The sequence below is a fragment of the Micromonospora sp. MH99 genome (assembly GCF_021442385.1).
Taxonomy (GTDB): domain Bacteria; phylum Actinomycetota; class Actinomycetes; order Mycobacteriales; family Micromonosporaceae; genus Micromonospora.
Map to the genome: position 1 here is coordinate 1 of NZ_MUZA01000073.1, position 17,247 is coordinate 17,247.

Below are 17,247 nucleotides of genomic sequence, written 5' to 3' on the forward strand. Positions count from 1 at the left end.
GGCCGCCGCGGCCAACCCGCCGGCCACCAGGGGGTACGCGCCGAAGCCGGCGTCGGACGTGCCGCCCGCGCCGGTGTCCACGCCGCCGGCCGGTGCGACGGTGCCGCCCTCGGCGTCGCGGCGCAGCTCGGCGGTGAGGCCGCCCTGCTTGTCGTCGAGCACCAGCAGCGAGTAGACCGCGCCGCCGGTGAGCCGCACCTCGGCGTCGGTGCTCGGGCCGCCCGCGCCGGTGAGCCGCAGCTTCCAGGTGCCCGGCTCGACCTGCTGGTAGTCGGTGGTGGTGGCGAACTGCACGCCGTCGGCGATCGTCGGCCCGTCGGCGGCGGCGACGTCGAGAACGGGTGTGCGCACCGACGCCTGCACGACGCGCACCTTGGCCCGGCCCTGGGTGGGAGCGCTCAGATCGTCGGTGAGCACCCGCAGCCCCAGGTCGGCGTGCCGCCCGACACCGGCCACCGTGTACGCGCCGCCACTGGTCACCGCCACCTCGGTGGTGAGCACCGGCGGCTCGCTGGCGGGCGTGCCGGCCTCGCGCATCGCCACCGCGTACCGCCCCGGGGGCAGCTGGAGATAGTCGGAGACCACGCCGTAGCCGACGCCCGGGAACACCCTCGGCTTCGCGGCGCCGGGGGCGGCCAGGTAGACGTCGACGGCCGGGGTGTCGGGGGAGAGGTGGGCGAGGCGGACGTAGCCGACGGTGTCCGCGCTGGCCGGGGCCGCTGCGGTGGCGGCGAGGGCGGTGCCGAGCAGGAACGCGCCAGCGCCGGCCAACAGCCGGCGGGACGCGGTACGGAGCGTGTGCATGTCGCCTCCGGAAGGGCACGTTCGGTGAGCGGGCGGCAACCCACGGACAGAGTCCCGTGTGTGGGACTCCGACGCAAGTTGTGCGCGCGATGTTTCTTCGCGCCGCGCCGCGCCGCCTGCCCGCGCTACCCCGCGCCGCTGCCCGCGCTGCCGCAAGATCGTGCTCGATCCAGGATGTAGTGGTCTCGGCGTCGGGAGGATGCCACTACATCCAGGATCGAGCGCGATCTTGCGGTTCGGCGAGAGGAGATCCCGACCTGGAACGCCGGGTTGGTGCCGCTACCGCACCGCGAGGAAGCCGAACAGGTCCGGCACACCTTCCGAGCCGGCCTCGACGAACCGGACCGGTCGGAGGCCGGCGGCCACTGTCGCGTTGAGCAGGTCGGCGAGCGGCACGTGCCAGGCGCCGACCCGGACCCGGACACCGCCGGTGTTCCAGCTGTCGAAGCTGCGTGACCTGTCGGCGTAGCGTTCGTCGACGACGACGCTCGGGTGGCGACCCCAGTCGGCGAACGCGCCCACGAAGCACGGGTGCACGCCCACGTGCACGAACCTCCCGCCCGGGCGCAGCACTCGGCCGACCTCACGCAGCACGGCCGGGTAGTCGGGCACGTCGGTGCTGGACAGGACGCACATCGCGGCCGGCAGGGAGGCGTCGGCGACCGGCAGGGCGGCTGCATCCCCCCGGGCCACCGGCAGTCGATCGCGCGCGTGCCGCAACTGCCCGCCGGACAGGTCCACACCCACCGGTGTCCAGCCCAGGTCGCCAGGCACGGACGCGTGCGCGCCGGTGCCGCAGCAGATGTCGAGGCAGGGACCCTCGCCCGTGCCGAGCAGGTCCGCGACAGCGGTGTGCACCCGCCGGAGATAGTCGCCACCGCCCGAGATGAAGCCCTCGTACCAGTCCGCGTGAGCGTCGTACGCCGGTGTGCTCGTCGCTCCCATCCGCCGATGTTAGAGATCGGTGCCCATCGCGCGGCACCGACTCTGCCGAGGGCAGACGCGACGCGTCGTACGCCCTATTCTCGGGCGATGCGGGATCGCCGGGTGGCGCTGGCGTGGGCGGCGTTCGTCGTCGCCGCGTTGGTGTCCTGTGTGCTCGTGCTCAGGCGCGGTGACCGACTCTCCGACCTGCACATCTACTACGGCGCGCTGTCCGATCTGCACGCGGGCCGGCCGCTGTACGGGTACCGCGCCCGAAACGGCGGGCCGTTCACCTATCCGCCGTTCGCCGCCCTGGTGCTGGCCCCGATCACCGCAGTCAGCGAGGGCGTCCTCCAGGGCGTCTGGCTGGTGGCGACGTGCGCGGCGGTCGTCGCCATCGCCGCGATGGTCGGTGTCGCGCTGAGCACCGATCGGTCGCACCGCCCACTGGTCGTCGCGGTGGCCGCCACCGTGCTGATGCTGTCGGCGCCGGTGCAGAGCAACCTGCGTTTCGGGCAGGTCAGCGTCTTCATCGTGATGCTGGCACTGCTGGACGGGATGGGCGTCGGCCCACCCCGGCTGCGCGGAGTGCTCGTCGGGGTGGCCGCGGCGATCAAGCTGACCCCGCTGCTGTTCGTCGCGTACTTCCTCGCCACCGGGCGCTACCGCGACGCCGGCCGCGCGGTGGCGACGTTCGGCGCCTGCGCCGCGGTGGCGGCGGTCGTGCTGCCCGCCGAGAGCTGGACGTACTGGACCGAGGCGGTCCGGCAGACCTCGCGGATCGGCAACCTGGCCTCGCTGGGCAACCAATCGGTGCACGGGATGCTGTTGCGCATCGGGGTCGACGAGGCGGCGCTGCCCGTGCTCTGGGCCGGGCTGGTGGCGGTGATCTGCGGGGCGGCGCTGCTGCGCGCCCGGCGGTTGGCCGGGCAGGGCCGGCCCGGGCACGCGGCGATCCTCGTCGGCTGCGCCACGGTGGCCGCGTCCCCGGTGTCCTGGACCCACCATCAGGTGTGGACGGTGCTCGCGGCGATGCTGCTGGTCGGCGCGTCGGGCATCACCCAGCGGGTGGCCGGCGCGGCCTTGCTCGCCGCCATGGTCGTCTCGCTGGGCGCCGTCCTCGGCCCGGTGTCGACGCGGCCGGGCGTGCAGTTCCTGTTCGAGAACGCCCGTGCCGTCGGCGTGTGCCTGCTGTGCCTGACCGGCTTCGGCGGTGTCGCGGTCGCGACCGTCCGGAGCAACAGGCGATCCGCCGCCGGCCGGGCCTGGCTGCGGGTGGGCGTCTCGGCCGTGGTAGCTCTCGCCTTCTTCGCCGTGCAACCGCTGCCCGCCGGAGCGGACCCCACATTCAAGGCGTACGTCCTCGACGACGTCGTCAATCCGCGGTATTTCTTCGTCTGCCGAGGCCCGGCCGAGTGCGCCGCCTACGCCACCGACGCGCCGGTCACCTTCGGCACCCGGGCGGAGAAGACGAAGGTCCGGGTCAACGGTGTGGTCTCCGCGCGGGTGGCCCGGCTGGCGTACTACTCCGCCCCGGGCGGAGCGCCCCGGGACATTCCCCTGCTGGCGGCCTACCCGGGTACACGGACGTTCTCGTTCCGGTCGGCGAGCATGGCGCAGGGTCGACTCGTCGCGTACGCCGTGAACGGCCAGCCCATCGCCAGCTACGACGACGAACTCGCCGCCGCCCTGGAAACGGCCACCCGGTAGGCGGTCGTCCCAGGACGGCGGCGGTGCTCAGCGGGTGGCGGCGGCCAGCGCGGCGCGCAGTTTCTCGGCGTCACTCGACGCGGGGTGCTCCCAGTCGGTCGGCGTGGCGGCGTAGAGCGTGCCGTACGCCGGGGTGTCCGGCTGGTAACGCCACCCCTCGGCCAGCGAGCCGGCATCCACCGTGTCGTAGCCGATCCGGTCCAGGAAGGCGGTCACCTCGGCCTTCGCGGCGGCGTCGTCACCGGCGATCGCGAGGGCGCTGCGGTCGGCCGCCCCGGCCGGCCGGCCGAGCGCGGCGAGGGCCTTGAAGTAGATGTTGTTGAAGACCTTGACCACCCGCGAGGTCGGCAGGTGCTGCTGGAGCAGCTCGCTGCTGGTGATCTCACCCGCCTCCAGCTCCGGGAAGGCCCCGTCGCGCTGCGGGTAGTAGTTGTTGGTGTCGATGACGACCTTGCCGGACAGCGGCTGCGCGGGCACCGCCCGGTACGCCTTGAGCGGCACGCTGACCACCACCAGATCGCCGATCTGCGCCGCGTCCTGCGTCGTGCCGGCGCTGGCCCGCTCGCCCAACTCGTCGACCAGGTCGGTGAGCGTCTCCGGCCCGCGCGAGTTGCTCAGCACCACGTCGTAGCCGGCGGCCACCGCCAGCCGGGCCAGGGTGCCGCCGATGTTGCCGCTGCCGATCAGTCCCACAGTTGTCATGCTTCTTCCCAACTTCGTCCACCCACGACGCATTCCCGACCGGCGCGGTGGGTTATTCCGGTTACCCGACGCGGAGCGGCTGCGCGGACGGCCGGCGCGGTCCGCCCGGCCGCGCCCCGAGCCGGTTCTGCTCACGCTACTGCTCGCGCTGCCCGCCAACCCGTCCCGCGGGGATGTGCCACCCGACGGTGGCCGGCCCGGGCACCGCCGCCCCGACCCGCGCCTGGTGCTGGTGCTGGTGATCAAGAGGTTTGCGTCAGATGAAGGCTCACCCCTGACGCAAACCTCTTGATCACCGCGAGCAGGCCCGGCGCGGGCGGGCCGGGCGCGGGCGGGCCGGGCGCGGGTGGGCCGGTCGGGCGGGGTGGGTCAGGCGGGGGTGGGGAGGGTTTTCTCGATCGCCGTGCGGAGGTCGTCGGAGGTGGGTTCGACGGTGGGGGCGAAGCGGGCGGCGACCGTGCCGTCCGGGGCCACCAGGAACTTCTCGAAGTTCCAGCGGACGTCCCCGGTGTGCCCGTCGGCGTCCGGGGTGTCCACCAGGGCGGCGTACAGCGGGTGCCGGTCGGGTCCGTTCACGTCGACCTTCTCGGTCAGCGGGAAGGTCACCCCGTAGTTGACCTGGCAGAAGTCGCTGATCTCGGCCGCGGTGCCCGGCTCCTGCCCGGCGAACTGGTTGCACGGCACGCCCAGCACCACCAGGCCACGCTCGGCGTACGTGTCCGCGAGGGTCTGAAGGCCGGCGTACTGCGGGGTGAGACCGCAGCGGGAGGCGACGTTGACCACCAGCAGCGCCCGGCCCCGGTACTGGGCGAGGTCGGCGGGCCCGCCGCTGAGGGCGTCGATCGGGATGTCGAAGACGGTCATGGGCCCGAGGCTACGCGCCGGCCCGTGACCCCCGACCGCTGACCTGCGGCTCGGCGCGGGCGCAGTCCACGCACCAGGAGAAATCGAAACATGGACATCTTGACGAACTGATGACGGCGTGAGTACCGTCTCACCATCTCTTTTGGAAAGTTTCCTAACAGTTCGGGAGACGCCTTATGAAAAGATCGCTCCGCCGGGCCCTCTGGGCCGGTGCCGTGGTCGCCGTGACCGTCGCGGCGGTGCCGATGACTACCGCGTTCGGCGCCGGCACGGTCACCACCACGTTCGCCAAGGCACAGGACTGGGGGACCGGCCACGAGACGAAGGTGACCGTGACCAACGGCTCCAGCGCCACGGTCGCCACCTGGCGCATCGAGTTCGACCTGCCGTCGGGCACCACCATCAGCAGCGCGTGGGACGCCGACGTCACGAGCAGCGGCAACCACTACGTCGCGGTCAAGAAGAGCTGGGCCGGTGGGCTCGCACCGGGCGCCTCGTTCAGCTGGGGCTACAACGGCACCGGCGCCTACAAGGCGCCGCTGAACTGCACCGTCAACGGCGCACCGTGCGGTGGCGGCACCCCGACCACCCCGCCGACCACGGCCGCGCCCACCACCGCGCCGCCCACGACCGCACCGCCGACCACGGCGCCGCCCACGACCGCACCGCCCACCACGCCACCGCCGAACACGGGCGGCAAGAAGGTCGTCGGCTACTTCGCCGAGTGGGGCGTCTACGGCCGCAACTACCACGTCAAGAACATCCAGACCAGCGGCTCGGCCGCCAAGCTGACCCACATCCTGTACGCCTTCGGCAACACCACCGGCGGTCGCTGCACCATCGGTGACAGCTACGCGGACTACGAGAAGGCGTACACGGCGGCGGACAGCGTGGACGGCGTCGCCGACACCTGGGACCAGCCGCTGCGCGGCAGCTTCAACCAGCTGCGCAAGCTCAAGCAGCTGAACCCGCACCTCAAGGTGATCTGGTCGTTCGGCGGCTGGACCTGGTCCGGCGGCTTCACCCAGGCCGCCCAGAACCCGGCCGCGTTCGCCGAGAGCTGCTACAACCTGGTCGAGGATCCGCGCTGGGCGGACGTCTTCGACGGCATCGACGTCGACTGGGAGTACCCCAACGCCTGCGGTCTGACCTGCGACACCAGCGGGCCCAACGCGTTCAAGAACGTGATCGGCGCCCTGCGGTCGAAGTTCGGGTCCAGCGCGCTGGTCACCGCCGCGATCACGGCGGACGGCAGCAACGGCGGCAAGATCGACGCCACCGACTACGCCGGCGCCATCGGCAACCTCAACTGGCTCATGCCGATGACGTACGACTACTTCGGCGCCTTCAACGCCCAGGGTCCGACGGCGCCGCACTCGCCGCTCACCTCGTACACCGGCATCCCGCAGCAGGGCTTCAACTCCGACGCGGCGATCCAGAAGCTCAAGAGCAAGGGCATCCCGTCCAACAAGCTGCTGCTCGGCATCGGCTTCTACGGTCGGGGCTGGACGGGCGTCACGCAGGCCGCACCGGGCGGCAGCGCCACCGGCGCGGCGCCGGGCACCTACGAGGCGGGCATCGAGGACTACAAGGTCCTCAAGAACAGCTGCCCGGCCACCGGCACGATCGCCGGCACCGCGTACGCCAAGTGCGGCAGCAACTGGTGGAGCTACGACACCCCGTCGACCATCAACGGCAAGATGACGTACGCGAACAACCAAGGCCTCGGTGGCGCGTTCTTCTGGGAGCTCTCCGGCGACACGAGCAACGGCGAGCTCATCGGCGCCATCAAGGGCGGCCTCGGCTGAGCCGACGGTCGACGCACCACCCACACGGCGGGGAGGGGCCCGCACCGCCTCTCCCCGCCCGTGCCGTACCGGCCCGGTCGACGCCCAGCGTCGGCCGGGCCGCCGGCTTGGGTGGGTCGGGCCCGAGTCGTCGGCCTCAGGTGGGTCGGCCGGGTCGCCGGCCTTGGGTGGGTCGGGCCCGATGTGGCAGACTCGCGGCTCGGCACGTCTCGATTTCCCCGTCGACGGAGGTGGTCATGCGCCCGATCCACCGCAGGCTGGCGGCCGCCGCCGCCGGGCTGGTGCTGCTCCCGGCCGCCCTGGTCGGCTGCGGGATCGGCGGCGGTGACGAGGACGAGTCGGCCGCCAAGCCCGAGCGTGCCCCCGCCGAGGAGGCCGGCACCCGGTCTCGTGAGCGCGTGCAGGCGTACCTCGACGCGATGACCGCCAAGGACGTCGCCGCCGGCCGCAGCCAGCTCTGCGAGCTGCTGCACGACGGGTTCGACCTCGCCGCCACCGGCCCCAACGGCGACTTCGCCGACCACTTCGAGGTGCCCGAGGCGGCCATCACCGACGTCCGGTCCGGGCCGCGCGGCCAGGAGGTCAGCGTCTCGGTCTCGGTCACCGCCGGCAAGAGCAAGGTCACCCGCCCGCTGGTGTTCACCGTCACCCGCGACGGCGGCGACTGGTGCATCGCCGGGGAGGCGCCGGGCGGCAATCCGGCCGCCAGCCCGTCGCCGAACGGGGTCGGCGCCTCACCGGTGTCCTGACCGGCGTCGGCGGGGTTGATCTCCCATCTGCCGGAACCGTCCCCCTCGCCGCTCGGGTACGCCCACGGTCGCCGTACGCTTTCTCTCATGCGCCATGAGTGGCATCAGCTGAGCCATCCCGCGGTGGGCAGCCCGGGCCTGCAGACCAGCCGTCCGACAGTCGACTCGGCCGAGGACGCCGCCCTCGGTCTGGACCGCTGGCGGGAGCTGCCCCGCGAGCAGATCCCCCCGTGGTCCGATCCGGCCGCCGTCGCCGAGGTCTGCAAGGTCCTCGACACCGTGCCGTCGGTCGTCGCGCCCTACGAGGTGGACCAGCTCCGGCAGAAGCTGGCCCTGGTCTGCGAGGGCAAGGCGTTCCTGCTCCAGGGCGGTGACTGCGCCGAGACGTTCGTCGACAACACCGAGAGCCACCTGCTGGCCAACGCCCGCACCCTGCTCCAGATGGCGATCGTGCTCACCTACGGCGCGTCGCTGCCGGTGGTCAAGGTCGCCCGGGTCGCCGGCCAGTACACCAAGCCCCGCTCGCTGCCCACCGACGCGCGTGGCCTGCCCGCCTACCGCGGCGACATGATCAACTCGCTGGAGGCCGACCCCGCCGCCCGGGTCGCCGACCCGCAGCGCATGATCCGGGCGTACGCCAACTCGGCCGCCGCGATGAACATGCTGCGGGCGTACCTGGCCGGTGGGCTCGCCGACCTGCACGCGGTGCACGACTGGAACAAGGGCTTCGTGAAGACCTCCCCGGCGGGGGAGCGCTACGAGGCGATCGCCCGGGAGATCGACCGGGCGCTGGCCTTCATCCGGGCCTGCGGGATGACCGACGACGAGGCGCTGCGGACCGTCACCCTCTACTGCTCCCACGAGGCCCTCGCCCTGGAGTACGACCGGGCGCTCACCCGGGTCTCCGACCGTCGGGCGTACGGGCTGTCCGGGCACTTCCTCTGGGTCGGCGAGCGCACTCGGCAGATCACCGGCGCGCACATCGACTTCATCTCCCGGATCGCCAACCCGATCGGCGTCAAGCTCGGCCCGACCACGTCCCCGGACGAGGCGATCGAGCTGTGCGAGAAGCTCAACCCGGACAACATCCCCGGCCGGCTCACGTTGATCAGCCGGATGGGCAACCACCGGGTCCGCGACGCCCTGCCGCCGATCGTGGCCAAGGTCACCGCCTCCGGCGCCAAGGTGGTCTGGCAGTGCGACCCGATGCACGGCAACACCCACGAGTCGTCCAACGGCTACAAGACCCGGCACTTCGACCGGATCGTCGACGAGGTGCTCGGCTACTTCGAGGTGCACCGGGGCCTGGACACCCACCCCGGTGGCATCCACGTCGAGTTGACCGGTGAGGACGTCACCGAGTGCCTCGGCGGTGCCCAGGGCATCGAGGACCTCGACCTGCCCGACCGGTACGAGACCGCCTGCGATCCTCGGCTCAACACCCAGCAGTCGCTGGAGCTGGCCTTCCTCGTGGCCGAGATGCTGCGTGGCTGACGCGAGGAGTGAGCTTGCGAGCCCCGCAGTCGGCGGCCGAAAGGCAGGTCCCGTGGCTGACGCGAGGAGTGAGCTTGCGAGCCCCGCAGTCGGCAGCCGAAAGGCAGGTCCCGTGGCTGACGCGAGGAGTGAGCTTGGTGTTCGAAGGGATGACAGTGGCTGATCAGTTCGTGGACCTGCGGTCCGACACGGTGACCCGGCCGACCGCCGGGATGCGGGAGGCGATGGCCGGCGCCGAGGTCGGTGACGACGTCTACGGCGAGGACCCCACCGTCAACGCCCTCGAAGCGGAGGTCGCCGCGCTGTTCGGGCACGAGGCGGCGCTCTTCGCCCCGAGCGGGTCGATGGCCAACCAGATCGCCCTGCAACTGCTGGTGTCACCCGGCGACGAGCTGCTCTGCGACGCCGACGCGCACGTCGTCACGTACGAGATCGGCGCCGCCGCCGCGTACGGCGGGATCTCCTCGCGGACCTGGCCGGCCGTCGGCGCGGACATCGACCCGGAGCTGGTCGCCCGGATGATCCGTCCGGACGGCTACTTCGCCGTGCCCACCCGCGCGATCGCCGTCGAGCAGACCCACAACCGCGGCGGTGGCGGCGTGATCCCGCTGGCCACCCTGCGGGAGCTGCGCGGGGTCGCCGACGATGCGGGGGTGGCGCTGCACTGCGACGGCGCCCGGATCTGGCACGCGCACGTCGCCGACGGGGTGCCGCTGACCGAGTACGGCTGGCTCTTCGACACGCTGTCCGTGTGCCTCTCCAAGGGGCTCGGTGCGCCGGTCGGCTCGCTGGTGGTGGGCAGCGCGGAGAAGATCGAACGGGCCCGGTTGATCCGCAAGCGGATGGGCGGCGGCATGCGCCAGGCCGGCATCCTCGCCGCCGCCGGTCGGTACGCCCTGGCGCACCACGTCGACCGGCTGGCGGAGGACCACGCGAAGGCGGCCCGGCTCGCCGAGACGGTCGCCCCGTTCGGGGTGCTCGCCGCGGCGGTCCGTACCAACCTCGTCCCGCTGGATCTGACCAAGCACGCGCTGGATGCCCGCGCGCTGGCCGCGGCCGCCCGCGCGGAGGGCGTACTGGTCTCGGTGCTCGGCCCGCGTACCGCCCGCCTGGTCACCCACCTGGGCGTCGACGACGCCGCGATCGACCGGGCGGCCACCGCCCTGGCCCGGATCCTCGCCGCCTGACCCACTTCCTGTTGATCAAGAGCTTCGCGTCAGATTCCGGTCTCCGGATGACGCAAAGCTCTTGATCAACAGGACGAGAAGGGATCAGGGGTTCAGGCGGTTCAGGGTTGCTATGTCGGCGGTGTGGCCGAGTTGCTTCTCGCTGGGGGTCTCCACCACCACGGGGACGCCGGCGGTGGCCGGATGGGCCATCAACTCCGCGAAGGCCGGCTCGCCGATGGTGCCCTTGCCGATGTTCTCGTGCCGGTCCCGGGTCGAGCCGCACAGATCCTTCGAGTCGTTGGCGTGCACCAGCCGCAACCGGTCCGCACCGACCGTGGCCACCAGGGTGTCCAGGGTCGCGGTCATGCCGCCCTCGGCGGCCAGGTCGTGCCCGGCCGCCCAGGCGTGGCAGGTGTCGAAGCAGACCCCGAGCATCGGGTGCCGGTCCACCGCGTCGAGGTAGGGCCCGAGCTGCTCCACGCGGGAGGCGAGCGAGCGGCCGCCACCGGCGCTCGGCTCGACCAGCAGCAGCGGTCCACCGACCTCGGCGGCCCAGTCGAGCAGGGGCAGCAGCTCGCGACGGACCTGCCGCATCGCCTCCTCGGCGTACCCCTCGTCGACCGAGCTGCCGGCGTGGAACACCACGGCCCGCGCGCCGATCGCCACACCCCGGCGCAGCGCGTGCGCCAGCGTCTGCGCCGACTTCTCGACAGTGGCTGCCGTCGGTGAACCCAGGTTGACCAGCAGCGAGGCGTGGATGAACGCCGGGACGCCCCGCTCGGCGCAGCCCTCGCGGAACAGCGCGTCCTGCGCCGGATCACCCGGAGGCAACGCCCAGCCACGCGAGTTGGAGACGTACACCTGCACGGCCGCGGCGCCTGTCGCGTCGAGGTACGGCAGGGCCGCCTTCGCCAGCCCGCCGGAGGTTGGAGTGTGCGCGCCCACCGGACGCGAGGAGACCACAGGCATCAGAAGCACGTGATGACGACCGGGGTGCCCGGCGGCACCTGGGAATTCTCGCCGGGGGCCTGGATCCGGGCCACCGCGTTCGGGTTGATCGCGACAGTCACCGGGAAGCCCTGGCTCTCCAGCACCTGCTTGGCCTGCTGACACGGCAGGTCGATCACCCGGGGCACCACGACCAGCGGCGGGCCCTTGCTGATCTCGAGCTTGACCTCGGTGCCCTTCTCCACGCCTGCGCCGTCGGCCGGGCTCTGGCCGAGGATCTCATCCTTGGGCTTGTCGGAGTCCTTGTAGGTCTCCACCGGCTTCAGGTTGAGCTGGGCGAGGGCGGTGCGGGCCTCGGTCAGGCTCTTGCCCACCAGGTTGGGCACCGACACCGGCGCCCGGCCGCGGCTCAGGATGAGCGTGATCTTGGTGCCCGGCTTGACCTCGGCACCCACCTTCGGCGAACTGTCCAGCACGACGCCGGCCGGCAGGTTGTCGTCGTAGCGAGGGGTGCCCTTGGCCGCCACCAGTTTGACGTTGGCCAGATCGGCTTCGGCCAGTTCGTACTCCTTGCCGATCACGTCCGGCACCGGGAAGCGCTCCGGACCCAGCGAGAGGGTCAGGGTGATGGTGCCACCCTTGACGATCTTGCTGGCGGACGCCGGGTCCTGCCCGAGCACGCTGTCCTTCGGGGCCTTCTCGTCGTAGCGCGGCTCCCCGTACGCCAGGGTCAGGCCGGCGCGTTCGGCCTGGGCCTGCGCGTCGGTCTTGCTCAGGCTGACCAGTTGCGGGGCGGACGTGTAGCGGCCGACACCGAACCACCAGCCGCCCAGCGCGGCCACCAGACCCAGCGCCACCACCACGGCGGCGACGGCCAGGCGGCCATGGGAGTTGCCCAGCACCGTGTCGCGCAGCGTCGCGAACCGGGCCGCCAGACCCTCCGACGGCTCCGGTGCGGCACGCCGCCGGCCCGGGCCCTGGCTGGCGCCCTCGGGCAGGCGGGCCCAGGTCGGCCGTTCGGTCGGGCGGACCGTGGCGACCATCATGGTCGGCTGGGAGACCGGCGGCTCGTCCGTCACCCGGCGCAGCACGGCGGTGCTGGTGCTGTTGACGTCACCCAGGCGGTCCCGGGCGACCTGAACCTCGGCCAGCAACGCGCCGGCGTCGGCGGGCCGGGCCGCGGGATCACGCCGGGTGGCGCGCTGCACCAGGGCGTCGAGGGCCGACGGCAGGCCGGGCACCAGTGTCGAGGGCGCCGGTACGTCCCGGTCGACGTGCTGCCAGGCCACGTCCACCGGACGGTCCCCGTCGTACGGCACCCGGCCGGTGAGCATCTCGAACAGCACGATGCCGGCGGAGTAGACGTCGGTGCGCGGGTCGGCCCGACCCTCGGTGACCAGCTCCGGGGCGACGTACGCCACGGTCGCCATCAGCTGGTTGCCCTGCTCGTCGTCGGCGCTGGCCTCGACCGCGCGGGCCAACCCGAAGTCGGCCACCTTGACGACGCTGTCCACCAGATTGGCGACGCCACCGGTGGGCGCCTCGGCGACCAGCACGTTCTCCGGTTTGACGTCGCGGTGCACGAGGCCGGCCCGGTGCGCGGCGGCGATCGCGGCGAGCATCTGCTCGGCGATGGCCAGCACCTCGTCCGGGTTGAGCCGGCGTCGCTCGGCCAGCACGTCGCGCAGCGTACGGCCGCGGACGTACTCCATCACCAGGTACGGCAGACCGGCGTGGGTGCCCTGGTCGTAGACCGCGACGACGTTCGGGTGGGTCAGCCGGGCGATGGTCTTCGCCTCGTCGGTGAACCGGGCCACGAAGTTGGCGATCCGGGCCCGTGCCTCGGGCGCCTGGGTCGGGTGAATGATCTTGACTGCGACGGTGCGCTCGAGGCGTTCGTCGGTGGCGGTGTACACGGTCGCCATGCCGCCACGGGCCACGCGACCGCGAATGCGGTAGCGCCCGTCGATCAGCGAGCCCAGCAACGTGTCGGCGACCTGAGTGTCCATCGGCAGGGAGTCTATGTGTCCAGGAGGTGGGAGTTGAACAGGATGCTACAGCCCGGAGCCGTTCCTGGTCCGTCCCGTCGTCGTCGCCACCTCGGTCATGGCCCTGATCCGCTGCTCACCGAGGGTGCCCGTCGGCGGGCGCGAACTGGCAGTGCGGGGTGCCGGTGGCCCTCGCCGGCCACGGCGTGGCAGGGTGATCGGGTGACCGAATCCGTACCCGACCAGGCCGTACCCGGCCCCGAGCTCGCCGGCCCCACCGACCCGGAGGGCTGGCTCGCCCTGCCCGACGTCGCCGAGCGGCTCGACGTGTCGATCAGCAAGGTGCACCAGATGATCCGCGACCGGGAGCTGTTGGCGGTCCGCCGCGACGGCATCCGCCGGATACCCGCGGAGCTGGTGGCCAACGAGACAGTTCTCAAGCACCTGCCCGGCGTGCTCAACCTGCTCGCCGACAACGGCTACGACGACGAGGCGGCGCTGCGCTGGCTCTACGAGCCGGACGACACGCTGCCCGGCAACACCCCGGCCGCCGCCCTCTCCGGCGACCAGGCCCGCGAGGTCAAGCGCCGAGCCCAGGCCCTGGGCTTCTGACCCTCCCGGCCCTGCCGGATCTCCCGTCGATCATGAAGTTGTTGCCGCGACACGCCGCGCGTGTGGGCAACAACTTCATGATCGACGCACGTCAGGGCGAGGGGTCAGTCGGCTCGGCGGGTCGCCGCTATGGCCAGGTCCACCAGCGCCTGGCGGGCCTCGGTGTCCAGGTCGACGGCCGCCAGCGCGGCCAGCGCGGAGTCGGTGAGCGTGACGATCCGCTGCTCGGTGCGGGCCAGCGCGCCGCTCGCCTCGATCAGCTCGCGTAGCCGGGCCACGCCCCGCTCGTCCAGGCCCGGGTCGCCGAGCTGGCTGAGCAGCAGCTCCCGGCCCGCGTCGTCGGTGGCCTCCACGGCCGCCGCCACCAGATAGGTGCGCTTACCCTCGCGCAGGTCGTCCCCGGCCGGCTTGCCGGTCTGCGCCGGGTCACCAAAGACCCCCAGCACATCGTCGCGGAGCTGGAACGCCTCGCCCAACGGCAACCCGTACGCCGAGTAGGTCGTCCGGACGTCCTCGCTGGCGTCGGCAAGCGCCGCGCCGAGCAGCAGCGGACGCTCGACGGTGTACTTCGCCGACTTGTACCGGGCGACCTTGCTGGCCCGTTCCACCGACGTGTCCCCGGTGGCCTGGGTCAGCACGTCGAGGTACTGCCCGACGGTGACCTCGGTGCGCATCTCGTCGAAGACCGGCCGGGCCCGGGCCACCGCCCGCAGGTCCAGGCCGGCGGAGTGCAGCAGCTCGTCGGACCACACCAGGCAGAGGTCACCGAGCAGGATCGCGGCGGAGTCGCCGAACCCGTCCGGGTCGCCGCCCCAGCCGGCCGCCCGGTGCCGGGTCGCGAACCGCCGGTGCACCGCCGGCTCGCCGCGCCGGGTGTCGGAACGATCCATCAGGTCGTCGTGGATCAGGGCGCTGGCCTGCACGAACTCCAGCGCCGCGAGGGCCGTGAGGACCTGGTCGCCGTCCACCCCGCCGGCGCCCCGGAACCCCCAGTACGCGAAGGCCGGGCGCAGGCGCTTGCCGCCACCGAGCACGAAGGCTTCGATCGCCTCCGCCACCGGGACGAGGGCCTCGTCCACCCGGGTCAACCGGGCCCGCTGGCCGGCCAGGAATTCGGTGAGCGCCCGGTCGACCCGCTCCCGCAGGCCGGCGCGGTCGACGGGGGAAACGGGAGCAGCATGGGTCACGTCACGACGCTAGCGGGTCGTCCCGGCTCGCGCTCCACCGCCACGCGTACTCCCGCCGGGTCGCCCGCCGCCGTGGCCCGGACCGACCCGCCCGCCCGGCCGCGTACCCGCCACCTCGCGCCGGCCCGGCCCGCCGGCCGCCGTCGAGCGGGTCCGTCGGGTGCGCGCGGCCGCCTCGGCGAGCACCACCACCGGTACGTCCAGCACGAACGCGAGCCAACCGAGCCAGAACCCGCCGGGCACGCGTCGCTGCCGTTCCCATCGGGACACCTCGTGGCGGCTCAACGTGGGCACGCCCGCCGCGGCGCACAACTCGGCGGCGGTGCGCCGCTGGCTCCAACCCCGGGCCAGCCGATGCCGGACCAGGAGCGGCCCGAGCTGGGTGCGGCGCGGCGGTGGGGGCGAGGTCATGGGTCCTCCCGGCGGGGCGTCGGCGCGGTGCCACCCGCCCGTCCGACGGGACGGGACCGGCGCACCTCTCGGCTGTGTGACCCCCGCGCCGGACCTCCCGGGCCGCCCCCACCGCCCCTCCCGCGCCACTCCTTCCTACCCCTGGGGTACGACGGCCTTCCCCGCCGTTGGGAAGCGTCTGGGTGCCGGTGGCGCCGCCCGCTAGAGTCGGGTCGTGGCGCTCGGTCTTCCCTCGGTACTCCCCAATCCGCAGCCGGCGATCGGGGAGCTCATCCGTGACCGCCAGCCGACCTTCTCGTTCGAGTTCTTCCCGCCCAAGACCGAGGCGGGGGAGCGGCTGCTCTGGCAGGCGATCCGCGAGCTGGAGTCGCTGCGCCCCTCGTTCGTGTCGATCACCTACGGCGCGGGCGGGTCGACCAGGGACACCACAGTGGCGGTGACCGAGCGGATCGCCACCGACACCACCCTGCTGCCGATGGCCCACCTGACCGCTGTCAACCACTCCGTGGCCGAGCTGCGGCACGTCATCGGCCGGCTCGCCGGAGTCGGGGTGCGCAACGTGCTGGCCGTGCGCGGTGACCCGCCGGGCAACCCGGGCGGCGAGTGGGTCCGGCACCCCGAGGGCGTCGACTACGCCGAGGACCTGGTCCGGTTGGTGCGCGACTCCGGTGACTTCAGCGTCGGCGTGGCGGCCTTCCCGTACAAGCACCCCCGCTCACCCGACGTGGCCAGCGACACCGCGCAGTTCGTCCGCAAGTGCCGGGCCGGCGCCGAGTTCGCGATCACGCAGATGTTCTTCGAGGCCGACGACTACCTGCGCCTGCGTGACCGGGTGGCCGCCGCCGGCTGCGACACCCCGATCCTGGCCGGGGTGATGCCGGTGACCCAGATCGGCACCATCGAGCGGTCCGTACAGCTGTCCGGGGCGCCCTTCCCGGCGGCGCTGGCAGCGCGCTTCGAGCAGGTGGCCGACGACCCGGAGGCGGTGCGCCGGCTCGGTATCGAGCAGGCCAGCGACATGTGCCGGCGACTGCTGGACGAGGGCGTTCCGGGCATCCACTTCATCACCCTCAACCGGTCCACCGCCACCCGAGAGGTCTGGCAGAACCTCAAGGCCGGCGCGCGGGTGTGAACACGGCCTCTGCGACACCTGATGCCCGGCACGACGGTTGATCCTCAGGTGGGCACACAGCTGAACTGGGACCAGTACGCCACGGCGTGGGCGCGGTTGCACGGCGGGTTCGACCCGCGGGTCGCCGCGCCGGTGGTGCGCGCCTGGCTGCGGTTCGCCTACCACGTCGGGTATGTACTGGGCCGGCTGCGGGTCGGGCCCACCCCGGTCACCGTGGCGGGGGTGCTGCTCTGCTTCTGCGTACCGCTGCTGGCGACCCGGCCGGGCGACGGCCCGTTCCTCGGCGCGCTGTTCGTGCTGCTCGCCGCGGTGGCCGACAGCGTGGACGGTGCGGTGGCCGTCGCCACCGACCGCACCACCCGGCTCGGCTACGTCTACGACTCGCTGGCCGACCGGCTCGGCGAGGTGGCGTGGCTGCTGGCGTTCTGGCTGGTCGGCGCACCGGGCGCGCTTGTGGTCGCGGGCGGCGCGCTGTCCTGGCTGCACGAGTACGTCCGGGCCCGCGCGGTCTCCGCCGGGATGCGCGACATCGGCGCGGTGACAGTCGGCGAACGACCCACCCGGGTCTCGGTCGCGCTGGCGGGCCTGGTGGTCGCCGGGCTGGCCGGCCTGATCGAGCCGGAGCTGGCCGCCGGCACCATCACCATGGCGACCGCGGTGTGGGTGCTGCTGGCCGGCTTCGGGCTGGGGCAGCTGCTGTCCACCGTCCGCCGCGCGCTGCTCGACGCCGGCTGAGCGGCCGGGC

16 protein-coding genes are annotated in these 17,247 nt (G+C 72.8%); 8 read left to right on the top strand and 8 right to left on the bottom strand.

The window, feature by feature from the left end:
- Both B0E54_RS27205 and B0E54_RS27210 read right to left on the bottom strand, forming a co-directional pair.
- Positions 1 to 804 (bottom strand): DUF4397 domain-containing protein (locus tag B0E54_RS27205; protein WP_234589054.1); only part of this gene is annotated, 804 nt, incomplete at its 3' end.
- A 279-nt stretch (positions 805 to 1,083) separates the two neighbouring features.
- On the bottom strand, positions 1,084 to 1,749 hold the full coding sequence (locus tag B0E54_RS27210) for a class I SAM-dependent methyltransferase (RefSeq protein WP_234589055.1): 666 nt from the start codon (positions 1,747 to 1,749) through the stop codon (positions 1,084 to 1,086).
- An 87-nt stretch (positions 1,750 to 1,836) separates the two neighbouring features.
- Between B0E54_RS27210 and B0E54_RS27215 the strand changes: the two genes are divergently transcribed.
- A complete protein-coding gene (locus B0E54_RS27215; RefSeq protein WP_234589056.1) occupies positions 1,837 to 3,438 on the top strand; it encodes a glycosyltransferase 87 family protein in 1,602 nt (533 codons plus the stop codon).
- A gap of 27 nt (positions 3,439 to 3,465) precedes the next feature.
- Here B0E54_RS27215 and B0E54_RS27220 read toward each other — a convergent pair whose 3' ends face one another.
- Both B0E54_RS27220 and B0E54_RS27225 read right to left on the bottom strand, forming a co-directional pair.
- Positions 3,466 to 4,140, bottom strand: coding sequence for an NADPH-dependent F420 reductase (locus tag B0E54_RS27220; RefSeq protein ID WP_234589057.1), 675 nt, complete (start codon positions 4,138 to 4,140; stop codon positions 3,466 to 3,468).
- 369 nt (positions 4,141 to 4,509) lie between these two features.
- A complete protein-coding gene (locus tag B0E54_RS27225; protein WP_234589058.1) occupies positions 4,510 to 5,004 on the bottom strand; it encodes a glutathione peroxidase in 495 nt (164 codons plus the stop codon).
- A 176-nt stretch (positions 5,005 to 5,180) separates the two neighbouring features.
- Here B0E54_RS27225 and B0E54_RS27230 point away from each other — a divergent pair, with 176 nt between their 5' ends.
- From B0E54_RS27230 to B0E54_RS27245, 4 genes are all read left to right on the top strand, one after another.
- Positions 5,181 to 6,812, top strand: coding sequence for a glycosyl hydrolase family 18 protein (locus tag B0E54_RS27230; RefSeq protein ID WP_234589059.1), 1,632 nt, complete (start codon positions 5,181 to 5,183; stop codon positions 6,810 to 6,812).
- A 236-nt stretch (positions 6,813 to 7,048) separates the two neighbouring features.
- Positions 7,049 to 7,561, top strand: coding sequence for a nuclear transport factor 2 family protein (locus B0E54_RS27235; protein ID WP_234589061.1), 513 nt, complete (start codon positions 7,049 to 7,051; stop codon positions 7,559 to 7,561).
- Between the two features lie 87 nt (positions 7,562 to 7,648).
- On the top strand, positions 7,649 to 9,055 hold the full coding sequence (locus tag B0E54_RS27240) for a class II 3-deoxy-7-phosphoheptulonate synthase (protein ID WP_234589063.1): 1,407 nt from the start codon (positions 7,649 to 7,651) through the stop codon (positions 9,053 to 9,055).
- Positions 9,056 to 9,204: 149 nt separating this feature from the next.
- Positions 9,205 to 10,242 (top strand): GntG family PLP-dependent aldolase, encoded by a 1,038-nt coding sequence (locus tag B0E54_RS27245; protein WP_255787755.1) that lies wholly within the window; start codon positions 9,205 to 9,207, stop codon positions 10,240 to 10,242.
- Between the two features lie 84 nt (positions 10,243 to 10,326).
- Here the strand turns inward: B0E54_RS27245 and B0E54_RS27250 are convergent, their stop codons facing one another.
- Together B0E54_RS27250 and pknB are read right to left on the bottom strand one after the other, a co-directional pair.
- Complete coding sequence (locus B0E54_RS27250) at positions 10,327 to 11,193, bottom strand: deoxyribonuclease IV (protein ID WP_234589068.1); 867 nt, start codon at positions 11,191 to 11,193, stop codon at positions 10,327 to 10,329.
- Positions 11,193 to 13,181 carry a Stk1 family PASTA domain-containing Ser/Thr kinase gene (gene pknB, locus B0E54_RS27255; protein ID WP_234589070.1) on the bottom strand — a complete coding sequence of 663 codons (1,989 nt, stop codon included), beginning with the start codon at positions 13,179 to 13,181 and terminating at the stop codon, positions 11,193 to 11,195. The genes B0E54_RS27250 and pknB overlap by 1 nt, the downstream gene beginning before the upstream one ends.
- Before the next feature lie 201 nt (positions 13,182 to 13,382).
- On the opposite strand from pknB, the gene B0E54_RS27260 reads away from it, so the two are divergent.
- Positions 13,383 to 13,772, top strand: a complete 390-nt coding sequence (locus B0E54_RS27260) for an Rv2175c family DNA-binding protein (RefSeq protein ID WP_234589071.1) — start codon at positions 13,383 to 13,385, stop codon at positions 13,770 to 13,772.
- A 104-nt stretch (positions 13,773 to 13,876) separates the two neighbouring features.
- Here the strand turns inward: B0E54_RS27260 and B0E54_RS27265 are convergent, their stop codons facing one another.
- Together B0E54_RS27265 and B0E54_RS27270 are read right to left on the bottom strand one after the other, a co-directional pair.
- Positions 13,877 to 14,959, bottom strand: coding sequence for a polyprenyl synthetase family protein (locus tag B0E54_RS27265; protein ID WP_234589072.1), 1,083 nt, complete (start codon positions 14,957 to 14,959; stop codon positions 13,877 to 13,879).
- 9 nt (positions 14,960 to 14,968) lie between these two features.
- Positions 14,969 to 15,370 (bottom strand): helix-turn-helix domain-containing protein, encoded by a 402-nt coding sequence (locus tag B0E54_RS27270; protein WP_234589073.1) that lies wholly within the window; start codon positions 15,368 to 15,370, stop codon positions 14,969 to 14,971.
- Between the two features lie 214 nt (positions 15,371 to 15,584).
- Here B0E54_RS27270 and metF point away from each other — a divergent pair, with 214 nt between their 5' ends.
- Both metF and B0E54_RS27280 read left to right on the top strand, forming a co-directional pair.
- Positions 15,585 to 16,502, top strand: coding sequence for a methylenetetrahydrofolate reductase [NAD(P)H] (gene metF, locus B0E54_RS27275; RefSeq protein WP_234589074.1), 918 nt, complete (start codon positions 15,585 to 15,587; stop codon positions 16,500 to 16,502).
- A gap of 21 nt (positions 16,503 to 16,523) precedes the next feature.
- The gene (locus B0E54_RS27280; protein WP_234589075.1) at positions 16,524 to 17,237 is read left to right on the top strand and encodes a CDP-alcohol phosphatidyltransferase family protein; all 714 of its coding nucleotides are present in this window, start codon (positions 16,524 to 16,526) and stop codon (positions 17,235 to 17,237) included.
- Positions 17,238 to 17,247 lie beyond the last annotated feature (10 nt).

Bases quoted from the DNA above. Each gene is read 5' to 3' on its own strand.
- B0E54_RS27250 (WP_234589068.1), bottom strand. From the start codon at position 11,193: ATGCCTGTGGTCTCCTCGCGTCCGGTGGGCGCGCACACTCCAACCTCC.
- B0E54_RS27270 (WP_234589073.1), bottom strand. From the start codon at position 15,370: ATGACCTCGCCCCCACCGCCGCGCCGCACCCAGCTCGGGCCGCTCCTG.
- B0E54_RS27280 (WP_234589075.1), top strand. From the start codon at position 16,524: ATGCCCGGCACGACGGTTGATCCTCAGGTGGGCACACAGCTGAACTGG.
- B0E54_RS27240 (WP_234589063.1), top strand. From the start codon at position 7,649: ATGCGCCATGAGTGGCATCAGCTGAGCCATCCCGCGGTGGGCAGCCCG.
- B0E54_RS27235 (WP_234589061.1), top strand. From the start codon at position 7,049: ATGCGCCCGATCCACCGCAGGCTGGCGGCCGCCGCCGCCGGGCTGGTG.
- pknB (WP_234589070.1), bottom strand. From the start codon at position 13,181: ATGGACACTCAGGTCGCCGACACGTTGCTGGGCTCGCTGATCGACGGG.
- B0E54_RS27210 (WP_234589055.1), bottom strand. From the start codon at position 1,749: ATGGGAGCGACGAGCACACCGGCGTACGACGCTCACGCGGACTGGTAC.
- B0E54_RS27225 (WP_234589058.1), bottom strand. From the start codon at position 5,004: ATGACCGTCTTCGACATCCCGATCGACGCCCTCAGCGGCGGGCCCGCC.
- B0E54_RS27230 (WP_234589059.1), top strand. From the start codon at position 5,181: ATGAAAAGATCGCTCCGCCGGGCCCTCTGGGCCGGTGCCGTGGTCGCC.
- B0E54_RS27220 (WP_234589057.1), bottom strand. From the start codon at position 4,140: ATGACAACTGTGGGACTGATCGGCAGCGGCAACATCGGCGGCACCCTG.
- B0E54_RS27245 (WP_255787755.1), top strand. From the start codon at position 9,205: ATGACAGTGGCTGATCAGTTCGTGGACCTGCGGTCCGACACGGTGACC.
- B0E54_RS27215 (WP_234589056.1), top strand. From the start codon at position 1,837: ATGCGGGATCGCCGGGTGGCGCTGGCGTGGGCGGCGTTCGTCGTCGCC.